A 20,024-nucleotide genomic window follows, 5' to 3' on the forward strand; every position below is an offset into this window, starting at 1 on the left:
CTTGCACCTTAGAATCCTGTTGCGAACAACAGATAGGTATCTGTGACTCTACAAGCCTGGATCTCGTAGGGTGGATGGCGCTTTACCCATCCACCAATACGCTGGTGGATGAAACAGCGTCATCCACCCTACCCAGCGCCTCTAGCCCCTGTGTCTATTGGTGCCTGCCGCGAGGCAGGGCATCAGATAATTTCAAAGTAGCGATCCAGCTCCCAGTCGCTAACATGCCGGCGGTATTCGCGCTCTTCCCACTCGCGGCTGGCGGCGAAATGCTCGACAAACTCATCGCCAAACAGCTCCCGCGCCGCCGTCGACCCCTTCAGCCGTTGCGCGGCATCCCACAAGGTACGCGGCAGGGCCAGCTCTTCCGGGTGCTTCATGGCGTAGGCGTTACCCACCACCGGTTCGGTCGGCTCCCATTGCTGCATCACGCCATACAGACCGGAGCCAAGCGCCACCGAGAGGGCCAGAAACGGATTTCCGTCGGCCGCACCGAGGCGATATTCCTGACGTTGGGATTTGTCGCTGCCGGGAATGACGCGCAGCGCGGCGGTGCGGTTTTCCACGCCCCAGGTGGCATCGGTGGGCGCCCAAAAACCGGGAATCAAACGGCGGTAGCTGTTCAGCGTTGGCGCCACCATGCACAGAAACTCCGGCATCAGGCGCTGTTGGCCGGCGAGGAAGTGGCGCTGAATCTTGCTCATATTGTGCGCCTGGCTCGGGTCATAGAACGCCGACTTGCCGCTGGCCAGATCGCGCAGGGACACATGGATATGCCCGCTCTGCCCCGGGTACTTGCCCGACCACTTGGCCATAAAGGTGGCCATCAGGCCGTTGCGCTGGGCCAGCACCTTCATAAAGGTCTTGAACAGCGCGCCCTTGTCGGCGGCGGCTTCGGCACGGTCATAGGCAATCGCCGCCTCTAGCACGCCGGGGCCGGTTTCGGTGTGCAGGCCTTCGATGGGGAAGTCCATGCGTTCGGCCATTTCCAGAATCTCGTGGTACAGCTCAGCGTGCACCGAATTGCGGATCATCGAGTAGCCGAACCAGTCCGGGGTAAACGGCTTGAGGTTGCGAAAGCCCTTCTCGCGGGCCGACTCCGGGGTTTCATCGAACATAAAGAATTCGTATTCCAGCGCGGCAAAGGCATCAAAACCCATGGCCTTGCAGCGCTCAATCACCCTACGCAGGGTGCCGCGCGGGCAGACCTTCTCCGCCGCCTCGGCAAATTCGCAGATGAACAGCAGCATGCCGTTCTCGAAGGGTAAGTCGCGGCAGGTATGCGGCAGCACCCGCACCGGCGCATCCGGGTAGCCGGTGTGCCAGCCGGTGTATTGAGCGTTGTCGTAGAGCTGGTCCTTCACGTCCCAGCCGAGCACCACATCGCAGAAGGCAAAGCCGCTGTCGAGGGCAGAGAAGAACTTGCTGCGGCTGAGATATTTGCCGCGCATCACCCCATCGTTATCGAACACCCCGACCTTGATATGGCTAAGGCCCCGCTCCTCGACAATGCGCTTGGCATCCAGAACGGTTTTCACGTCTCGCGGATTGAGCATAAATGCACCTGTCTCTTGTTGTTATAACGACCTCCGGTGTCGTATTGCAGGCGACCACTGACTCACACCCTGCCTGGCAGAACGTCCGGTAAAAACCTATTGAGTGTGGTACAGGATTGGCAACGTGGCGGCGGCTTGGGGAAAAAACCTGCAGCCGGCGCCATATCTGTAGCCCGAGCGCTGAACGTAGCCGCTCTGGCGCAATGCCTAAGGGGTTGCGAGTGCTTGAGTAAGCGTTTGCAGAGAGGGTGCCGCGAGATGATCAAACTGCCGCAACGACATCACGGCAGCAATCCAGGCATCTGAAGTAGGGCTATCGGCCCAGCATGCGCGGCAGGATGTCCTGGCCCTGGCGGCGGTGAACTATCACCATCAGCGCATGGCCGATGATCAGCAACAGCAGCAACCAGCCGCCCCAGCCATGAAACAGACTGGCCGGCAGCATCAGCCATTCGATCTTCTCGCCGCTAAAGCCCGGCATCAGTTGCATGCCGAACACCGTCAGTTCACGCCCCGAACCGTATTGGCGCAGCAGGGCAAACAGCGGCACACAGAGCATCAAGCCATACAGCGCGGCATGTCCCAGCCTGGACGCCAGGCCCAGTGATGGCGGGCGCTGCTTGCGGTTGTACAGCGCCCAGCCCAAGCGCAGCACGATCAACAGCATCAGCAGCACACCTGTGGCCTTGTGCGTGCCCCACATAAATTCATCCAGGGCCGACTCCTCCATCAATACCCGCACCAGGGTGGTTAGAAACTGCCAGCCCAGTAATAGCGCCATGGCCCAATGCAGAATGCGGGTAACCCAGCCGTAGCGTTGGGCGTTATCGGAGTAGTGGCTTGTCATGGTGCGTGTCTCGTAACAGATAGGTAAGCAAAAAGGTCGGGGGCAAGTGTAAAGCCTGGGGGTGATCAATCGCGGCAAAGAGTATTGCAGCGATTGAGCGCAGCCCGCAGGCAACGCCAGGGTGTAAACAAAACGCCCGCTCCTTGCGGCGCGGGCGTGGTTTTGCAGGCGCATCGACGCGATCAACGATAGGGCGCACCGGCCTTGGCCATCAGGGCGTTGTACTTCTTGAAGATCTCCACCACCCTGGCGCAGCGTGGGCTAGTTTTGGCGATTTCATCCCAAAACTTCAGCGCCTCGGCTTCCACCGTGGCCCACTCTTCGGCCGCGATGGAGGTCAGTTGCAGCTTGCCGCCCTCGACCCGCAGTTGCGCTTCACCGCCCCAGTACCAGTGCTGGCGGTAGTAGTTGGAGCTGTCCATGCACAGTTTGAACAGGGTTTTCAGGTGCTCGGGCACCTCGGCCCATTTGTCCGAGTTGGCGAAGTAGGAGCCACACCAGGCGCCAGAAATATTGTTGGTGAGGAAGTATTTGGTCACGTTGGCCCAGCCGACGGTGTAGTCCTCGGTGATGCCGGACCAGGCAATGCCGTCCAACTCGCCAGTCTGCATGGCCACCTCGACATCTTCCCAGGGCAGGGTTACCGGGATCACGCCAAAACGGGTGAGGAACTTACCGGCCGTGGGAAAAGTGAAGATGCGCTTGCCCTTGAGGTGTTCAAGCTTGGTGATCGGCTCCACCGTGGCGAAGTGGCACGGGTCCCAGGCGCCAGCGCCGAGCCAGGTCACGCCTTTGACTTCGCCATAGGCCTCGGCCCAGATTTCATTGAGCCCGTACTGCTCGAACAGCACGGGAATATCCAGGCTGTAGCGGGTGGCGAACGGAAAGTAGCCGCCGAACACCGAGATATCCACGGGCGCGGCGATGGAGTCGTCATCGCTCTGCACCGCATCGATGGTGCCCTTCTGCATGGCGCGAAACAGCTCGCCGGTAGGCACCAGTTGGTCGGCGTAATACAGCTGGATTTCCATCTCGCCATTGGCGGCCTTGTTGAAGGCGTCGATGGAGGGTTTGATCACATGCTCGCCCAGCGCCGCACCGGCATAGGTTTGCAGGCGCCAAACGATTTTCTTTGGCTCGGCGGCGTAGATATGTGCCGAACCCAATGCCGTTGCCCCTGCTGCCCCGGTGGCCACCGCGGCGGTTTTCAGAAAACTGCGTCTCGTACTCATGCTGTTATCTCCAGACTTGTCGATTCAGATGGCATACAACCGCACTGCCTGGCCCACGGGGCACTGGCAGGGTTTTCAGAGGGGCAACCTGCACCTGATTGCGACAAAGCCCTTGAGGATTGCGTACGGCATAAGCGGCACATGCCGCAGCAATCCTCACTGGCTTCTATAGGTGCGACTGCGCTGGCCTACTGCTGAAACTCATGTGCTCACCTGCCGTAATGCCACTGTGGCAACCACAGGGCGATCTGCGGGAAGACCATGACCAGCACCAACGCCAGCACCATGATCAGCACGAATGGGGTAACCGACACATAGATGTCGCGCAGCGAGACTTCCGGCGGAGCCATGGCGCGCATCAGGAACAGGTTGTAGCCAAAGGGCGGGGTCATATAAGCGATCTGGCAGGTGATGGTGTAGAGCACGCCATACCAGACCAGGTCGAAGCCCAGAGCACCGACCAACGGAATATAGAGGGGGGCGACGATCACCAGCATGGCGGTGTCATCGAGGAACATGCCCATGATGATGAACGACAGCTGCATCAGAATCAGCACCTGCCAAGGCCCCAGCCCGAGACTTTCGAGGAAGAATGCCTCAATCGCCTTGACCGCACCGAGGCCGTCGAACACCGCGCCAAAGCACAGCGCGGCGAGGATGATCCACATAAACATGCAGCTGATGCCGAGGGTCTTGCGCAGGGTTTCTTCCATCACGCTGCGGGTCAAACGCCCCTTGACCAGCGCCATCAGGGTGGCTGCTGCCGCGCCCACCGCCGAGCTTTCCACCAGGCTGGTAATGCCCATCAGAAACAGCCCGGTCATGCAGAAGAAGATAAACAGCGGCGCAAAGCCGGCTTTGAGCAGCAGCAGTTTCTCGCGCCGGCTGATCTGCCCGCGCTCTTCCGCGGATAAAGCAGGTCCCAGCTCGGGCTGCAAGCGGCAACGCACGGCGATATAGAGGATAAACAGCCCAGCCATCAGCAGGCCGGGAAACACCCCGGCCAACCACAGCTGGCCGACCGGCTGACGGGCGATCATGCCGTACAGCACCAGCACCACGCTCGGCGGAATCAGAATGCCCAGGGAGCTACCGGCCTGGATCACCCCGGTGACCATGATCTTGTCGTAACCACGGCGCAGCAGCTCCGGCAGCGCAATACTGGCGCCGATGGCCATACCCGCCACGCTCAGGCCATTCATCGCCGAGATCGCCACCATCAGGCCGATGGTGCCGATGGCCAGGCCGCCATTAAGCGGGCCCATCCAGACGTGGAACATCTTGTAGAGGTCTTCGGCCAGCCCTGATTCGGAGAGCATGTAGCCCATAAATACGAACAGCGGCAGGGTCAGCAGCGGGTACCACTTCATCAGTTTCATGGCCGCACTGAAGGCCATTTCCGAACCACCATCGCCCCACAACAGCAGGGCCGCCGCCACTGCGACAAAACCAATCGCGCCAAATACCCGTTTTCCGGTAAGCAGCAGCAACATCATCGAGGAGAACATCAGCAGGGCTATCAGCTCGTAATCCATTACAGCGGTTCCCCCCGCGCGGCGGCGATGTCCTTGAACAGGGTGGCGATGGCCTGCAGCAGCATCAGGGCAATACCGATGCACATGATGATCTTGATCGGCGCCATTTTCGGCGACCAGGCCGAGTAGCTGGTTTCGTTGTACTCAAGGGCGTACTGAGTCGAGGAAATACCGCCGTAGAGCAGAAACACCAGGTAGAAAATCAGAAAGCCGATGGTGATTGCATCGATGATCGCGCGGGCCCGTGGCGACCAGCGGCTGTAGAACAGGTCCATGCGCACATGGGCATCGAGCTGCATGGAATAGGCGCCACCAAGCAGGAAGTAGGCGACCATCAGAAACTGCGCCGATTCCAGCGTCCAGGCGGCCGGCATAAAGAACGTCTTGCTGATTGAGGAATAGAGCAGCACGCCGAGAATGGCGAAGATCAGGTACATGGCGAAACGCCCGACCACGCGGTTGAGCGCCTCCACTGCGTGCACAAACAGCCTGATGGCCTTGGGCATACTGCACCTGCCGAATAATTGTTATTCCGAGAGCCTAGCAGCTCGTTGAAAAATGTAGGCGAGGCAGCCGAGACAAGGCAAAAACAGGCGAGGAAGCGGAGTTTACGAGCTGTAAATGAGCATTCCGAGCCTGTTTTTAACGCCGTATCGGCAACGCAGGTAATTTTTCAACAAGCTGCAAGACCAAGATTGGCCAATGCCAATCAGCGCAAGCTGAGGTAGCACAAAGCACGCCAGCTCTTTTACGCGGCCAATCTCTCTTGAAATATCAGCAGCTTAGTGCGCAGGGAAAAGCGCCGAAAAAACCCGACTAGCCCTCTAGAAAGCCCATCAGCACCGCCACGGTGCGTGCGGGGTCCTCTTCTTGGGGCACATGGCCCAGCTCGTCGAACAGCACCAGGCGGCTGCCCTTGATATCGCGCTTGAAGCGCTCGGCGTTGACCGGTGGAATCAACTCATCGCGGCCGCCCCAGATAATCAACGTCGGCACCTTGAGCTCGGCGATGCGGGTGTAGCTCTGCCCCGCTTCGACCTGAATAAAGCGCTGACGCAAGGCTTCGCGGTTGCCGGCACGCAAGGTCAGTTCGTAGTAACGGTCGATCAGTTCATCGCTGACCTTGTCCGGGTCGCCATAGACGTTGCGGATGCTTGCCTCGATCATCTGCCGGGGCAGCAGGTTGGCCATCAGCGGCCCCAGCGCGGGCATCTGCGCCAGGCGAAAACCGATGGGCATGGAGGTGGCGTTGCGCGGATAACCGGCGGCATCCACCAGCACCAGCCGTTCAACGCGCTGCGGATAATCCAGGGCAAATTGCCAGGCCAGCTGTCCGCCAAAACTGTTGCCCGCCAGCACCGCGCGCGGCACCTGCAACTGATCCAGCACATGGGAGAGGAAGACGCTGTAGTGGGCTATACGGTAATCGCCATCGGGGAATGGCCCAGTCAGGCCAAAGCCCGGTAGATCAAGACTGATCACCCGACGCTTAGTCTGCAGCGCCGCCACCCAGCCTTCCCAGGTGTGCAGGCTGGCCGAGGTGCCATGCAGCAGCACAATCGGTGCGGGGTCATCCCGTGGGCCCTGGTCACGCAGGTGCACCAGCATGCCGTCGATGGCCAGAAACTCGGATGGCGGCAAGGCCCAGCGCGGCTTGAGGTCGGCAAGGGAACGATCCGGCGCCCAGTTCCAGGCCACTGCGGCGGCCAGGCTGATCAGCAACAGCAGAACAAGGGATACGGATATCTGCACAACACGTTTCATACTCGGGACCTGATGGCGGGGCACTGGCAATACTAGTCAACGAGGCGCAGCTTGCCTGTGACCGTCGTGCACCAGCCAGTTGTAGAAGCGGCCCATTGCAGCGATAAGGGCTTCGCGGGCATGGAACTAGGCGTCCCCCCGCGCCTACACGCAGGCCGATACGCAGACGAAAAAAAGCCCCGATGTGCCGGGGCTTGAGGAGTGTTGCGCCGTTTTGCGACGCACACGATAAAACGGGTATTTAGACCAGGCTGGTCAGCGCATCACGACTAAACGGCAGAATGTCCTGCTCGCGGCCATCGCGTACTTTTACCGCCCAATCCGGGTCGACCAGCAGTGCACGGCCTACGGCCACCAGGTCGAACTCCTGCTTGTTCAGGCGCTCCAGCAGGTTTTCCAGGCTGGCCGGCTCGGCCACCTTGTCGGTGTTGACCATAAACTGGAGGAACTCACCATCCAGGCCGACGCTGCCGACGGTGATGGTGGGCTTACCAGTCAGCTTGCGGGTCCAGCCAGCCAGGTTCAGCTCGGAGCCGTCGAACTCCGGCTCCCAGAAACGGCGGGTCGAGCAGTGAAAGATGTCTACGCCAGCATCAGACAGCGGCTTGAGGAAGGCTTCCAGAGCTTGCGGGGTTTCCACCAGGCGAGCGCTGTAGTCCTGCTGCTTCCACTGCGAGAAACGGAAGATGATCGGGAATTCCGGGCCTACTGCGGCGCGCACGGCCTGGATCAGCTCGATGGCAAAGCGCGAGCGCTGGGCCAGGTCACCGCCGTATTCGTCGCTGCGCTGGTTGCTGCCAGCCCAGAAGAACTGGTCGACCAGATAGCCGTGGGCACCGTGGATTTCCACGCCGTCCATGCCAATGGCTTGGGCATCCTTGGCGGCTTGGGCGAAGGCGGCGATCACCTCCTTGATGTCGTCCTGGGTCATGCCGTGCACAACCACGTTGCCTTCTTTGATTTTCTCGCTCGGGCCGTAGCCTGGGACGCTGGCGTCCGGCTCGGTGCCCAGCTTGCGCACATTGCCTACGTGCCACAGTTGCGGAACGATCTTGCCGCCTTCGGCGTGCACTGCATCGACCACTTTCTTCCAGCCGGCCAGAGCGTCTTCACCGTAGAAACGCGGCACGTTCGGGTAACCGTTGGATGCCTTGTGGCCAACGGTGGTGCCTTCGGTGACGATCAGGCCAACGCCAGCAGCAGCGCGGCGACGGTAGTACTCGATGACCTTGCTATTCGGTACGCCGCCCGGGGAGAAGGAACGGGTCATCGGCGCCATGACCACACGGGTCGGCAGCTCCAGGTTGCCCAGGGTAAAGGGTTGGAACAGCGCTTTAACGGGATCGGTCATCATCATTCCTCGGGGCGGCCAGAGCGCCGCAACTGGTTAAAGGGGCTTGTGATCAAGCCTGCAACAGCAGCTGCAGGCGTTGGATAAAGTCAGTCAGGGCGCGGGTGTTGTTCGCCACCTTGAGTCGGGTCAGCGCGCCTTGCCAGGCATTGGCAATAAAGCTCGCCAGGTTGCGGCAATCTTCATCGGCGGGTAGTTCACCTGCCGCCTGAGCCTGTTCCAGACAGACCTGCAGGGTGTCCGCCGAGGCCTGCAGAATCGCATCAACCTGCGCGCCCAGGGTCGGCGACAGCTCGGCCATCTCGAAACTCAGGCTGCCAATAAAGCAGTGGTATTCCAGACGCTCCTGGCGAGCGAAGTGCTCCACCAGTTCGGCGTAATAACCAAGGATGCGTTCACGCGGGCTCAATGCAGGATTGGCCAAGGCTTCGGCATAACGCGCCAAACGCGGCTGATAAACCTGCCGCAGGGCCTGCAGGGCAAAGTCTTCTTTGCTGGCGAAGTAGTGGTAGAAGGAGCCCTTAGGCACCCCCGCCGCTTGCACGATCTCCTGCACGCCGGCACCGTGATAACCACGACGGGTCATCACCTCGGCGCCTTTGGCGAGGATCAGGTCACGCTTGTCGAGTCGGATGCTGGAGTTCATGCCGGCAAGAATATGACCGGTCGTCTTGCTTCGCCCAGCACTATTGATCTGCGTGATTATCAGTAAGAAGTAGAGCGGGTAATTGCCTGAGCAGGGCTGGCGACCATACGATTTCGCGGGCATGGCCCGCTCCTACAGGTGTCAGTGACTGTAGGAGCGGGCCATGCCCGCGATAGAAGCGCTGATTTAATGAAGCGCAGCGCGCTGCACAGAGCAACGCGCACTACCAAGCCAAAGAGCGGCCTGGCGGAGGGTTGGATCAGCCGCGAGCGGCTTTGATTACGTCAATGTAAGGCTCGGCAAAACGTTGATCCTGGATCAGCGCGATAAAGTCATTGCCTTGGGCATCCTTGGCATTCAGGTCGTAGCCGGCGGCGACAAAGAAGCCGACAAAGCGCTCGAAATCGTCGATACGCAGGCCACGGTAGGCCTTGACCAGCTTGTGCAGCGACGGCGGCGTGGCATCGGCCGGTTCTACGCTGAGGAACAGCTTGATCGGCTCGTCACCAATCTCTTCGCCAATCACCTGTTTCTTGTCTTTACGCATCGTTCACTCCAGCTAACCAGGCCACACGGGGCCGGCAGTGTACCTCCGGGGTGGGCAACGGCTCAACGGATGCAACTCAGCCGACTCTTCTAACACGCGCCACGCATGGGTAACAGCCGACTTAGGTCAACACAGCCCACCACTCCCCGCCCTTATACTGCGGCCAGCCTTAGGGTCTGTTCTCGCTTCGTCGCGAGCCGCGTTGCTGCGCAAAATCTCGCCAGGCTAGGCGGAGGACGCAGGTAATGGTCGCCCCCTTGCCAAGTCCTCCAACACCGCATGGCGAGATTTTGCGCGCAACCCGCAGGGACGGGCCTGTTTTAGCGCGATACTGCGTTTCTCGACACTCATTTGGAACAACCAAACTTCGTGTCTCGTGCCTTGCCTCGCGCTAAAACAGGCTCCGGCGCGGCCGCGAACGAAACGGGAACAGACCCTAGGGAGTCATTATGTCGCTGCCCTTACCGCCGCTGTTCTCCGCCTGGCGCCAGACCTTGCGCGCCGGCTACGGCTGGAAAAACCTGCGCAGCGACCTGAGCGCCGGGGTCACGGTGGGCATCATCGCCATTCCGCTGGCCATGGCCCTGGCGATTGCCGTCGGTGTAGCACCGCAGCACGGCCTGTATACGGTGCTGGTGGCCGGTACGCTGATCGCCCTGTTTGGTGGCTCGCGCTTCAATGTTTCCGGGCCGACCGCCGCCTTTGTGGTGATTCTGTTGCCGATCACCCAGCAATTCGGCCTCGGCGGCCTGCTGCTGTGCACCCTGATGGCCGGGGTGATCCTGATTGCCCTCGGGCTGATGCGCGCCGGCCGCTTGATCGAATTTATCCCCTACCCGGTGACGCTGGGTTTTACCGCCGGCATCGGCATCGTCATCGCCACCCTGCAGATCAAGGATCTGCTGGGCCTGCACCTGATCACTGAGCCGAACAACTACATCGAACAACTCAACGGCCTGCTGCACGCCCTGCCCAGCCTGCAATTGGGCGACTGCCTGGTGGCGCTGGTGTGCCTGGCGACTCTGCTGATCTGGCCGCGCTGGGTGCCGAAAGTACCGGGGCATCTGGTGGCGCTGATGGTCGGCGCCTTGCTCGGGCTGCTACTGGAAAGCCTGCAGATTCCCGTGGCGACTATTGGCGAGCGTTTCAGCTACAGCCTGGATGGCGTTGAGCACCCCGGTATTCCGCCATTTCTGCCAAGCTTTATCTGGCCCTGGCAGCTACCTGGCGCAGATGGCCAACCGCTGGTGGTGAGTTTCGAGCTGTTTCGCCAACTGCTCGCCCCGGCCTTTGCCATCGCCATGCTCGGGGCGATTGAATCGCTGCTCTGCGCGGTGGTCGCCGATGGCATGACCGGCAGCAAGCATGACCCCAATGGCGAGCTGATCGGCCAGGGCATCGGCAACCTGGTCGCGCCGCTGTTCGGCGGCATCACCGCCACCGCCGCGATTGCCCGCAGCGCCGCCAACGTGCGCGCCGGGGCTTACTCGCCGATGGCCGCTATCGCCCACGCCGGCGTGGTGCTGATCGCTATCCTGTTTCTCGCGCCCCTGTTCAGCTACCTGCCGATGGCGGCGCTGGCAGCCTTGCTGCTGATAGTGGCGTGGAACATGAGCGAGCCGCGACATGTGCGCCACACCCTGCGCATCGCCCCGCGCAGTGATGTGCTGGTGCTGCTGACCTGCCTGATTCTTACCGTGCTGTTCGATATGGTGCTGGCCGTGGGCGTCGGCCTGCTGCTGGCCGCCGGATTGTTTATCAAACGCATGAGCGACCTGACCGATACCGAAGCGCTGCCCAAGCACTTTCACCAGGCGCTGAATGACCTGCCCGAGCATGTGCTGGCCTACGCGATTCGCGGGCCGCTGTTCTTCGGCGCAGCGGAAAAGGCCCTAAGCGTGCTCAGACGCTTTACCCCTGGGGTGAAGGTGGTGATCGTCGATATCAGCGCGGTGCCGCTGCTGGATATGACCGCCATCGCCGCACTGGACAACGTACTGCGCGACTACCGCGAGCAGCAGGTCGGACTGATATTGAGCGGGCCGACGGCCCAGGTGCGCCTGCAATTGCGCCGCGCAGGGATAGTACGAGTGGAAGGACAGCTGGCCTATGTGCGCGACCTGGCCCAAGCCAGGGAGAAAGCGTTGCGTTGGCTAGCGCCAAAGGCCGATGGAGAAGCAGAGCTCGTGTAGCCCGGATGCAATCCGGGGAAATCTAACGCAGCATAAACCGCTCCCGGATTGCATCCGGGCTACCTAAATTGCGCGCGCATCCAGGCTTGGTAGTCGGCAACCCCAGGCTCGCCTTCACGCGGCGCCCAGCTGGCCTGCTCGCCCTCGCCCACCGGTTTGTAGGGCCCGGCTTTGCACTCGAACAGAATGCTGTCGGCTTCCAATACCACCAGGGCGTGAAACACTCCTGGCGGCAGGTCGACGCCGACACAGGCGCCACCCGCCTCCAGCACGCGCTTATCCAGCACCTCACCGCTGTCATTAAAGATCAGCAAGCCCAGGCGACCTTTCAGCACCAGCAGCGCTTCGGCCTTATCCGCCGAAAGATGGCGATGCGGCGGGATATAGGTGTCCGGCTGCAGCCCCACCGCCATGCGATGGCAGGGCTCTTCCATCTGGTGGAAGTTATGGTGCTGGCGTTGCCGTGAGCTGGCCGCCGCTTGCTCGGCCAGTGCGCCAAACAGGGTCTGATCGAGAAAGCGTGGCTCAGTCATGCGTCTTACAACCCTTTAACTGCATAGATACCCGGCGCATTGCGCCAGTAGCCCTTGTAGTCCATACCATAGCCAAACACGTAACGATCAACGCAGGCCATGCCAACGTAATCAGCCTTGAGGTCGGGGCGTGCCTTGCGGTCGTGGGTCTTGTCTACCAGCACAGCGATGCGCACGTTCTTGGCGCCGGCGTGCCGGCAAAAATCGATGATTGCACCGAGGGTGTGCCCTTCATCGAGGATGTCGTCGATGATCAGCACGTCGCGGTCGATAAAGGAGATTTCCGGTTTGGCCTTCCAGAACAGCTCGCCGCCGCTGGTTTCATTGCGGTAGCGAGTGGCGTGCAGATAGGACAATTCCAGCGGGAAGTTGAGCTTGGGCAGCAGCTTGCCGGAGAAGATCAGCCCGCCGTTCATCACGCAGAACACTACAGGATTGCTGTCGGCCATCTCGTTGTTGATGGCGGCCGCCATGCTGTCGATGGCCACCTCAACCTCGGCATTGCTGTGCAGGCAATCGGCTTCAGCCATAACTTGGCGGATATGCGCGAGATCGACGGACATGCTGTTTCCTCTTGGGAGCGGGACGCCAGACCAGAAAGCTGATCAATGCGTCAAAATAAAAGCCGGCAAAGGTACGCATCTGCGCCATGCAGAGCAAGCCCCGGCAGACCAACTGCGGCAATTGCCCGCAAGCGGCGACACGTTAGCCGCTATTTAGCGACATTAGGCCATCTTGGCCCAGCACTTGGCATAGCCAATGCTTTAATCTAACGCAATTTTTCGCCCGTCCTGCCGGAGACCCCGCCATGCCCATCCTCGAGATCCGCCACCCGCTGATCCGCCACAAACTCGGCCTAATGCGCCGCGCCGATATCAGCACGAAGAACTTTCGTGAGCTGGCCCAGGAAGTCGGCGCGCTGCTGACCTACGAGGCAACCAAGGATCTGCCGCTGGAAAACTGCGAGATCGAAGGCTGGTGCGGCACCGTGCAGGTGGAAAAAATCTCCGGCAAGAAAATCACCGTAGTGCCGATCCTGCGCGCCGGCATCGGCATGCTTGAAGGCGTGCTTAGCCTGATCCCGGGAGCAAAGGTCAGCGCCGTGGGCGTGGCGCGCAATGAGGAGACGCTGCAGGCACATACCTACCTGGAAAAGCTGGTGCCGGAAATCGACGAGCGTCTGGCGATGATCATCGACCCGATGCTGGCCACCGGCGGCTCGATGGTCGCCACCATCGACCTGCTGAAAAAAGCCGGCTGCAAGGATATTCGCGMCATGGTGCTGGTCGCCGCTCCTGAAGGCATCAAGGTGGTCAACGACGCACACCCGGATGTGCTGATCTTCACCGCCTCCATCGACGAGCGCCTGAACGAACACGGCTACATCATTCCCGGCCTCGGTGATGCCGGCGACAAGATCTTCGGCACCAAGCAGAAGGACGCCTAAGCATGCAGGCTCATAAGCAGGACGAATACAACGATCCACTCTGGCGCCAGGGCATTTCCGGCGCGCAGATGCTGTTTGTGGCCTTCGGCGCCCTGGTGCTGATGCCGCTGATCACCGGCATGGACCCCAACGTCGCGCTGTTCACCGCCGGTATCGGCACCCTGCTGTTCCAACTGGTGACCGGCCGCCAGGTGCCGGTATTCCTGGCCTCCAGCTTTGCCTTTATCGCACCGATTCTCGCCGCAAAGGGTGAGTTCGGCCTGCCGGCCGTACTCGGCGGCATCGTTGCCTCGGGCCTGGTGTATATCCTGCTCAGCGCCGTGGTGCGGGTTAAAGGCGCCGGTTTTATCGACCGCCTGCTGCCGCCGGTGGTGATTGCCCCGGTGATCATTTCCATCGGCCTGGCGCTGTCGCCTGTGGCGGTGAATATGGCCATGGGCAAGGCCGGCGATGGCAGCGCGCAGCTGGTGCCGTATGAAACCGCCATGCTGATTTCCATGTCAGCGCTGGTCACCACCGTGCTGGTTGCCGCCATGGGCCGTGGCCTGCTGCGCCTGGTGCCGATCCTCGCGGGGATTATCGTTGGCTGCATCGTCGCTGCGTTCTGCGGGGTGATCGACACCAGCAATGTCGCGGCCGCACCCTGGCTGGCGATTCCTGCGTTCGTGACGCCGGAGCTGCACTGGGGTGCGATTCTCTACATCGTCCCGGTCGCCCTGGCTCCGGCCATCGAGCACATCGGCGGCGTAGTGGCGATCGGCAGCGTAACCGGCAAGAACTTTATCAAGAAGCCCGGCCTGCACCGCACCCTGCTCGGCGACGGCCTGGCCACCTCGGCCGCCGGCCTGTTCGGCGGCCCACCCAACACCACTTACGCGGAAGTCACCGGCGCGGTGATGCTGACCAAGAACTACAACCCGAAGATCATGACCTGGGCGGCCTGCTTCGCCATCGGTCTGGCCTTTGTCGGCAAGTTCGGCACCGCGTTGCAGAGCATTCCGGTACCGGTGATGGGCGGGATTCTCTGCCTGCTGTTCGGCTCCATCGCGGTGGTCGGTTTGAACACCCTAATCCGTCACGAAGTCGATCTGTCCGAAGCGCGCAACCTGATCATCGTGTCGGTGACCCTGGTGTTCGGCATCGGCGGCATGGTGATCGGCAACAGCGACTTCGCCCTATCCGGCATCTCGCTGTGCGCTATCTGCGCCCTGGGACTTAACCTGGTGTTGCCGGGTGGCCAAGGCTGGCGCAGCAAGACCGTGCTGGAAGAGCCGGATTTGTAGCTCGCAACCGTTTAAGCGGTTAACTGTATAGAGAGCCTTGGTTGTTGAGCCAAGGCGTAGGATGGGTGGAGCCGCCTAGGTGATAACCCATCAATTGACTGATGGGTTATCACCCATCCTACGGTTCTAAGCGCAAAAGAATGCCGCTTGCCTGTAACAGGGAAGCGGCATTTTTCTTAAATGAACAGTATTACGCGATTGCTAGCCCGACTCAGGCCGGATTAGCCGACCACTGCTGCAACCGCACCACACTCTCGCGATAGGGTTTAAGGCTCATGCTCAGCAGCACGATGGAGCTGAACACGGCGATGCTGGTGACGATCAGCAGCGAGTAACGCAGCGCCATGTCATCGGCAAATACATAGTCGGTCACCAGAGCCACCGCCGTCGGGCCAATGCCCAGGCCGATCAGGGTGATGACAAACAGGTAGATCGCCGAGGCCTGACCGCGCATCGAGTTGGGCATGATTTCCTGAATTGCCGCCGGTGCCACGCCGAACGGCATGCTCAGGAAAAACACCGCTGGTGCAGTCAGAATCGCTGCCCACAGCGCCGTTTCCATCAGAGGGAAGGCCAGCACACAAGGCACCGCACCGATGGCCGCATACAGGCCGACGCGCATATTGGCGTCGCTGCTGCCGCGCTTGGCCATCCAGTCGGCCAAACGGCCGCCAAAGACGATACCCAGGCAACCAAATACCGCAACAATGCTGCCGTAAACGATGCCGACCTGGCCGGCATCCCAGCCGTAGGTGCGGATAAAGAAGGTCGGAATCCAGGCCGCGCTGCCGTAACCGGCAAACGCCAGGCCGGCAAAACCGAAGTTATGGCACAGCACGGTACGCCGGTTGGCGCGGATATAACGTCCAACATCCGCCAGCGGCACCGCGATACCGGCACCAACGCCGCGCCGCACGGGCTCCTTGACCGCCAGCAGGAGCAGAGTAAAAAGAATCCCCGCTGCACCAAGAATCAGAAAAATCAGCTGCCAGGGGCGCACTTCACCAAACACCGGTAGCGTCACGTCCCCCTGCGCCGAGGCGAACTGGATCACCAGGCCGCCAAGCAGAAAGGCCAGGCCGGAGCCGAGGTAAACCCCCATGGAATACACGCTGATGGCGGTGGCGCGGCGCTCGGCCGGAAAGCTGTCGGCAATCAGTGAATAGGCCGCAGGCGACAGCGCCGCCTCGCCGACGCCCACGCCAATGCGGCAGAGCAGAAATTGCCAGTACAGCTTGGCCATGCCGCAGGCAGCGGTGGCCGCACTCCAGAACAGCACGCCGATGGCGATCAGCCCACGGCGGCTCTTGGTATCGGCCAGTCGGCCCAGGGGAATGCCGCAGACGGTGTAGAACAGCGCGAATGACAGCCCCATCAGCAGGCTCATCTGCGTGTCACTGATCATCAGGTCGCGGCGGATCGGGCCAACCAGCAGATTGAGAATCTGCCGGTCGATAAACGACAGCACGTACGCCACCATCAGGATGGCGACAGTTACCCAGGCGCGGGTAGCAGAGGGATAGCCGTTATTGTTGTTGGGCACTGGCAGTCTCCTCGGCACCGTTGGTGCGGTGCACGACGGTTGAAAGAGCTGCCAGCTTAGGCCGATATACAGGGCGATGAGTATCGCCCTTAGGTGTTATCAGTGAGGCGAATGCGCGGCATCCCTTCGAGCGAATGACAGCCGCGCCGCATTCGGTTAGAGCATCAGCGGTGCGCGCTCACTCAAAGTTTTCAGGGCGGCGACCCAACTAGGATGATCATTCAGGCACGGCACCAGCTGCAGGCTCTCGCCGCCGGCTTCGACAAACTGCTCGCGACCACGGTCGCCAATTTCTTCCAGGGTTTCGATGCAATCGGCGACAAAGGCCGGGCACATCACCAAGAGCTTCTTCACGCCCTGTTTGGCCAGTTCATCGAGGCGCGCCTCGGTGTAGGGTTCGATCCACTTGGCGCGGCCCAGGCGTGACTGGAACGACACCGACCACTGCTCGGGCTTAAGCCCCATGCGCTGAGCGAACAGCTCGGCGCTGCGCAGGCACTGAGCGCGATAACAGGTCGCCAGCACTTCGGGCGCGGCAGTGCGGCAGCAATCATCACCTTTCAGGCAGTGATTGCTGGGGTCGAGCTTGTGCAGATGCCGTTCCGGCAGACCGTGAAAGCTCAGCAGTAGATGGTCGAAATCCTGCTCAAGATACGGCTTGGCGCTGTCGACCAGGGCATCCAGGTATTCCGGCTGATCGTAGAACGGCGGCAGGATGGAAAAGCGCATTGGCAGTTGCTGCTCACGCACCACCCGCCGCGCCTCTTCGATCACCGTGGTGGTGGTGCTGTCGGCAAACTGCGGGTACAGCGGCGCCAGGGTGACCTGCTTGATGCCCTGGGCGGCCAGGCGGGTCAGCACGGTTTGCAACGACGGCTCGCCATAGCGCATGGCCAATTCCACCGGACCGTGGGTCCAAGACGCCTTCATCGCCTGATGCAGACGCTTACTCAGCACCACCAGCGGCGAGCCATCTTCCCACCAGATCGAGGCGTAGGCATGCGCCGAGGCGGCCGGACGCTTGATCAGAATCAGCGAAACCAGCAGACGCCGCAGCGACCAGGGCAGATCGACGACATAGGGGTCCATCAGAAACTGGTTGAGGTAACGGCGCACATCAGCCACGTCAGTGGAGGCAGGCGAGCCCAGGTTTACCAACAGCAAGGCGTGATCGGTCATGCAAAGTCCTAGTCAGGTTGGCCGAGCAAATCTGCCAGGGCCACATCCAAATGAGTAAAACGAAAACTGAAGCCAGCCTCCTGCAAACGCGTCGGCATCGCGCGCTGGCCACCGAGCAGCAATACCGACAGCTCCCCCAGCAGCGCACGCAGGGCAAAGGCCGGGGCCGGCATAAAGGCCGGGCGGTGCAGCTCGCGGCCCAAGGCCTGGCTGAAGGCGCGGTTACGCTCAGGCGTCGGCGCGCAGGCATTATAAGGACCGCGAGCCGAGTCCTGCTGCAGGAGAAAATCAATCAGGGCGATTTGGTCGCTGAGATGAATCCACGGCATCCACTGCCGGCCATTGCCGAGCGGGCCACCCAGGCCAAGCTTGAACGGCAACAGCAGGCGCTTGAGCAGCCCGCCGTCAGCAGCCAGCACCAGCCCCGTGCGCAGCAACACCACACGGATGCCTAAGTCCTCAGCGCGCAGGGCGGTTTCTTCCCAGGCACCGCACAGTTGGGCGGCGAAATCCTTGCTGACGGGCGGCGAATCTTCATGCAATTCACGCTCGCCACCGTCGCCATACCAGCCAACTGCCGAACCGGACAACAACACCTGCGGCTTGTGCGCGCGGCTTTCCAGCCAGGCCAGCAATTGTTCGGTCAGGCCAATCCGACTGCCCCATAGCAGAGCCTTGCGTTTACGCGTCCAGGGCCGGTCGGCAATCGGTGCGCCGGCCAGGTTGATCACGGCATCCAAGGGTTCTTCAGCCAGTTCATCGAGCCGGCCAATACCGCGCACCGCGTCGCCACAGAGCGCCGCGACCTGCTCGGGCCTGCGGCTCCACACCGTTAATTGGTGGCCTTGCTGCAACCAGTGGCGGCACAGCGCGCGCCCGATCAAACCGGTTCCGCCTGTCAGAAGAATGTGCATAACAATGCCCTCGCATGACCTTTGCATAGTTGCTAACAATCGACGGATTAATGCCGTTTGTGGCTTCAATCCGGCTGCAGGTTGTCTTAACTATAGGAAGGCAGGATCGACTCCGGCATAGCTTATACACAAAAACCATATTGTATAGCTTTTGTCTAAAGCGTAGCCTAACGCTTGAAAACACGAGGTAGACCATGACCGCTCTACACCCCATCGCCATCATCGGCACCGGCATCGCCGGGCTGTCTGCCGCACAGGCGCTGCATGCCGCCGGACACCCGGTGCAACTGTTCGACAAGAGCCGCGGCAGTGGCGGCCGCATGGCCAGCAAGCGCAGTGATGCCGGCGCGCTGGACCTTGGCGCGCAGTACTTCACCGCCCGCGACCGCCGCTTTGTCGAGGTGGTGCAACAATGGCAAGCCCGTGGCTGGGTCGCCGAATGGACCCCCAGCCTCTACAACTTCAATAACGGCCAGCTCAGCGCCTCGCCGGATGAACAGGTGCGCTGGGTTGGCAGTCCACGCATGAGTGCAATCACCCGCGCCATGCTCGGCGCATTGCCAGTGAGCTTCTCCTGCCGCATCACCGAAGTGTTTCGCGGCGAGCAGCATTGGCACCTGCAGGATGCCGAAGGCAACAACCACGGCCCGTTCAGCCATGTGATCGTCGCCACCCCGGCGCCACAGGCTACGGCGCTGCTGTCCAGCGTGCCGAAACTCGCCGGCGCCGCCGCCAGCGTGACCATGGAAGCAACCTGGGCGGTGGCCCTGGCCTTTGCCAACCCGCTGGAAACCCGCGTGGAAGGCTGCTTTGTACAGGACAGCCCGCTCGACTGGCTGGCGCGCAACCGCAGCAAACCGGGCCGCGACACCCAACTCGACACCTGGGTGCTGCATGCCAGCAGCCAGTGGACCAAGCAGCACCTGGATATGCCCAAGGAAGCGGTGATCGAACACCTGCTCGGCGCCTTCGCCGAGCTGATCGGCTGCGCCGTACCCGCCCCCGCCTTCAGCCTGGCGCACCGTTGGCTCTACGCCCGTCCGGCCAGCGCACACCAGTGGGGCGTACTGGCCGATGCCGACCTGGGCATCTATGCCTGCGGCGACTGGTGCCTGTCCGGCCGGGTTGAAGGCGCCTGGCTGAGCGGCCAGGAAGCGGCGCGACGCTTGCTCGAACACCTGCAATGACAGTTCAGGCACGCCCAACAACGCCGGCCAAACATCGGCTTAACCCACGCAAGCTGCTGCTGTCGAAATGGACAGCAGCGCAGCCGCAGAACCGTGAAAAGCATTTTCTCGTTACCGAACTGTTCTGCGACGAAGACGGCACGGTATTGCAGATCGAGTTGCAGGCCGTGCTTAACCAGCGTTGCCAACGCCTGGACTGGCGCGCACTGGAAAACCCCGAGCAGTGGCGCATGGGTTGGAAGTAACAGGCCCACACACAAAACCCTAC

General features: G+C 61.3%; 19 protein-coding genes. 5 read left to right on the forward strand and 14 right to left on the reverse strand.

What is annotated here, in order from left to right; all coding sequences use genetic code 11:
• Positions 1 to 182: 182 nt before the first annotated feature.
• The 9 genes from P3C18_RS19200 to P3C18_RS19240 all read right to left on the reverse strand — a co-directional run bounded on the left by P3C18_RS19200 (position 183) and on the right by P3C18_RS19240 (position 9,478).
• A complete protein-coding gene (locus P3C18_RS19200; protein WP_275963399.1) occupies positions 183 to 1,556 on the reverse strand; it encodes a glutamine synthetase in 1,374 nt (457 codons plus the stop codon).
• A gap of 313 nt (positions 1,557 to 1,869) precedes the next feature.
• Positions 1,870 to 2,403, reverse strand: coding sequence for a cytochrome b/b6 domain-containing protein (locus P3C18_RS19205; RefSeq protein ID WP_275963400.1), 534 nt, complete (start codon positions 2,401 to 2,403; stop codon positions 1,870 to 1,872).
• Positions 2,404 to 2,585: 182 nt separating this feature from the next.
• A complete protein-coding gene (locus tag P3C18_RS19210; protein WP_275963401.1) occupies positions 2,586 to 3,635 on the reverse strand; it encodes a TRAP transporter substrate-binding protein in 1,050 nt (349 codons plus the stop codon).
• Between the two features lie 209 nt (positions 3,636 to 3,844).
• Positions 3,845 to 5,170: a TRAP transporter large permease subunit gene (locus tag P3C18_RS19215; protein ID WP_275963402.1), complete on the reverse strand. Its 1,326-nt coding sequence runs from the start codon at positions 5,168 to 5,170 to the stop codon at positions 3,845 to 3,847.
• Positions 5,170 to 5,676 (reverse strand): TRAP transporter small permease subunit, encoded by a 507-nt coding sequence (locus P3C18_RS19220; protein ID WP_275963403.1) that lies wholly within the window; start codon positions 5,674 to 5,676, stop codon positions 5,170 to 5,172. Before P3C18_RS19220 ends, P3C18_RS19215 begins: the two co-directional genes overlap by 1 nt.
• A gap of 310 nt (positions 5,677 to 5,986) precedes the next feature.
• Positions 5,987 to 6,934 carry an alpha/beta hydrolase gene (locus P3C18_RS19225; RefSeq protein WP_275963404.1) on the reverse strand — a complete coding sequence of 316 codons (948 nt, stop codon included), beginning with the start codon at positions 6,932 to 6,934 and terminating at the stop codon, positions 5,987 to 5,989.
• A 241-nt stretch (positions 6,935 to 7,175) separates the two neighbouring features.
• The gene (locus P3C18_RS19230; protein ID WP_275963405.1) at positions 7,176 to 8,285 is read right to left on the reverse strand and encodes an NADH:flavin oxidoreductase; all 1,110 of its coding nucleotides are present in this window, start codon (positions 8,283 to 8,285) and stop codon (positions 7,176 to 7,178) included.
• Between the two features lie 52 nt (positions 8,286 to 8,337).
• Positions 8,338 to 8,931 (reverse strand): TetR/AcrR family transcriptional regulator, encoded by a 594-nt coding sequence (locus P3C18_RS19235; RefSeq protein ID WP_275963456.1) that lies wholly within the window; start codon positions 8,929 to 8,931, stop codon positions 8,338 to 8,340.
• Between the two features lie 259 nt (positions 8,932 to 9,190).
• Positions 9,191 to 9,478: a PA4642 family protein gene (locus P3C18_RS19240; RefSeq protein ID WP_160088297.1), complete on the reverse strand. Its 288-nt coding sequence runs from the start codon at positions 9,476 to 9,478 to the stop codon at positions 9,191 to 9,193.
• 449 nt (positions 9,479 to 9,927) lie between these two features.
• Between P3C18_RS19240 and dauA the strand changes: the two genes are divergently transcribed.
• A complete protein-coding gene (gene dauA / locus P3C18_RS19245) occupies positions 9,928 to 11,670 on the forward strand; it encodes a C4-dicarboxylic acid transporter DauA (RefSeq protein WP_275963406.1) in 1,743 nt (580 codons plus the stop codon).
• A 59-nt stretch (positions 11,671 to 11,729) separates the two neighbouring features.
• On the opposite strand, the gene P3C18_RS19250 is transcribed toward dauA, so the two are convergent.
• Together P3C18_RS19250 and P3C18_RS19255 are read right to left on the reverse strand one after the other, a co-directional pair.
• Entirely contained in the window at positions 11,730 to 12,203 is a 474-nt protein-coding gene (locus P3C18_RS19250; RefSeq protein ID WP_275963407.1) for a WbuC family cupin fold metalloprotein, read from the reverse strand.
• A gap of 5 nt (positions 12,204 to 12,208) precedes the next feature.
• The gene (locus tag P3C18_RS19255) at positions 12,209 to 12,766 is read right to left on the reverse strand and encodes a hypoxanthine-guanine phosphoribosyltransferase (RefSeq protein ID WP_275963408.1); all 558 of its coding nucleotides are present in this window, start codon (positions 12,764 to 12,766) and stop codon (positions 12,209 to 12,211) included.
• A gap of 245 nt (positions 12,767 to 13,011) precedes the next feature.
• On the opposite strand from P3C18_RS19255, the gene upp reads away from it, so the two are divergent.
• Together upp and P3C18_RS19265 are read left to right on the forward strand one after the other, a co-directional pair.
• Positions 13,012 to 13,650, forward strand: a complete 639-nt coding sequence (gene upp / locus P3C18_RS19260; RefSeq protein ID WP_275963409.1) for a uracil phosphoribosyltransferase — start codon at positions 13,012 to 13,014, stop codon at positions 13,648 to 13,650.
• Between the two features lie 2 nt (positions 13,651 to 13,652).
• Entirely contained in the window at positions 13,653 to 14,933 is a 1,281-nt protein-coding gene (locus P3C18_RS19265) for a uracil-xanthine permease family protein (protein ID WP_275963410.1), read from the forward strand.
• Positions 14,934 to 15,144: 211 nt separating this feature from the next.
• On the opposite strand, the gene P3C18_RS19270 is transcribed toward P3C18_RS19265, so the two are convergent.
• From P3C18_RS19270 to P3C18_RS19280, 3 genes are all read right to left on the reverse strand, one after another.
• Positions 15,145 to 16,476 (reverse strand): MFS transporter, encoded by a 1,332-nt coding sequence (locus P3C18_RS19270; RefSeq protein WP_275963411.1) that lies wholly within the window; start codon positions 16,474 to 16,476, stop codon positions 15,145 to 15,147.
• 156 nt (positions 16,477 to 16,632) lie between these two features.
• Positions 16,633 to 17,655 carry a ferrochelatase gene (gene hemH, locus P3C18_RS19275; RefSeq protein ID WP_275963412.1) on the reverse strand — a complete coding sequence of 341 codons (1,023 nt, stop codon included), beginning with the start codon at positions 17,653 to 17,655 and terminating at the stop codon, positions 16,633 to 16,635.
• 8 nt (positions 17,656 to 17,663) lie between these two features.
• Positions 17,664 to 18,569 (reverse strand): TIGR01777 family oxidoreductase, encoded by a 906-nt coding sequence (locus tag P3C18_RS19280; RefSeq protein ID WP_275963413.1) that lies wholly within the window; start codon positions 18,567 to 18,569, stop codon positions 17,664 to 17,666.
• A 194-nt stretch (positions 18,570 to 18,763) separates the two neighbouring features.
• On the opposite strand from P3C18_RS19280, the gene P3C18_RS19285 reads away from it, so the two are divergent.
• Positions 18,764 to 19,756, forward strand: a complete 993-nt coding sequence (locus P3C18_RS19285) for an NAD(P)/FAD-dependent oxidoreductase (RefSeq protein ID WP_275963414.1) — start codon at positions 18,764 to 18,766, stop codon at positions 19,754 to 19,756.
• A complete protein-coding gene (locus P3C18_RS19290) occupies positions 19,753 to 20,001 on the forward strand; it encodes a TIGR02450 family Trp-rich protein (RefSeq protein ID WP_275963415.1) in 249 nt (82 codons plus the stop codon). The genes P3C18_RS19285 and P3C18_RS19290 overlap by 4 nt, the downstream gene beginning before the upstream one ends.
• Positions 20,002 to 20,024: the final 23 nt, after the last annotated feature.

The sequence above is a fragment of the Pseudomonas sp. 1928-m genome (genome assembly GCF_029269135.1).
Lineage (GTDB): Bacteria > Pseudomonadota > Gammaproteobacteria > Pseudomonadales > Pseudomonadaceae > Aquipseudomonas.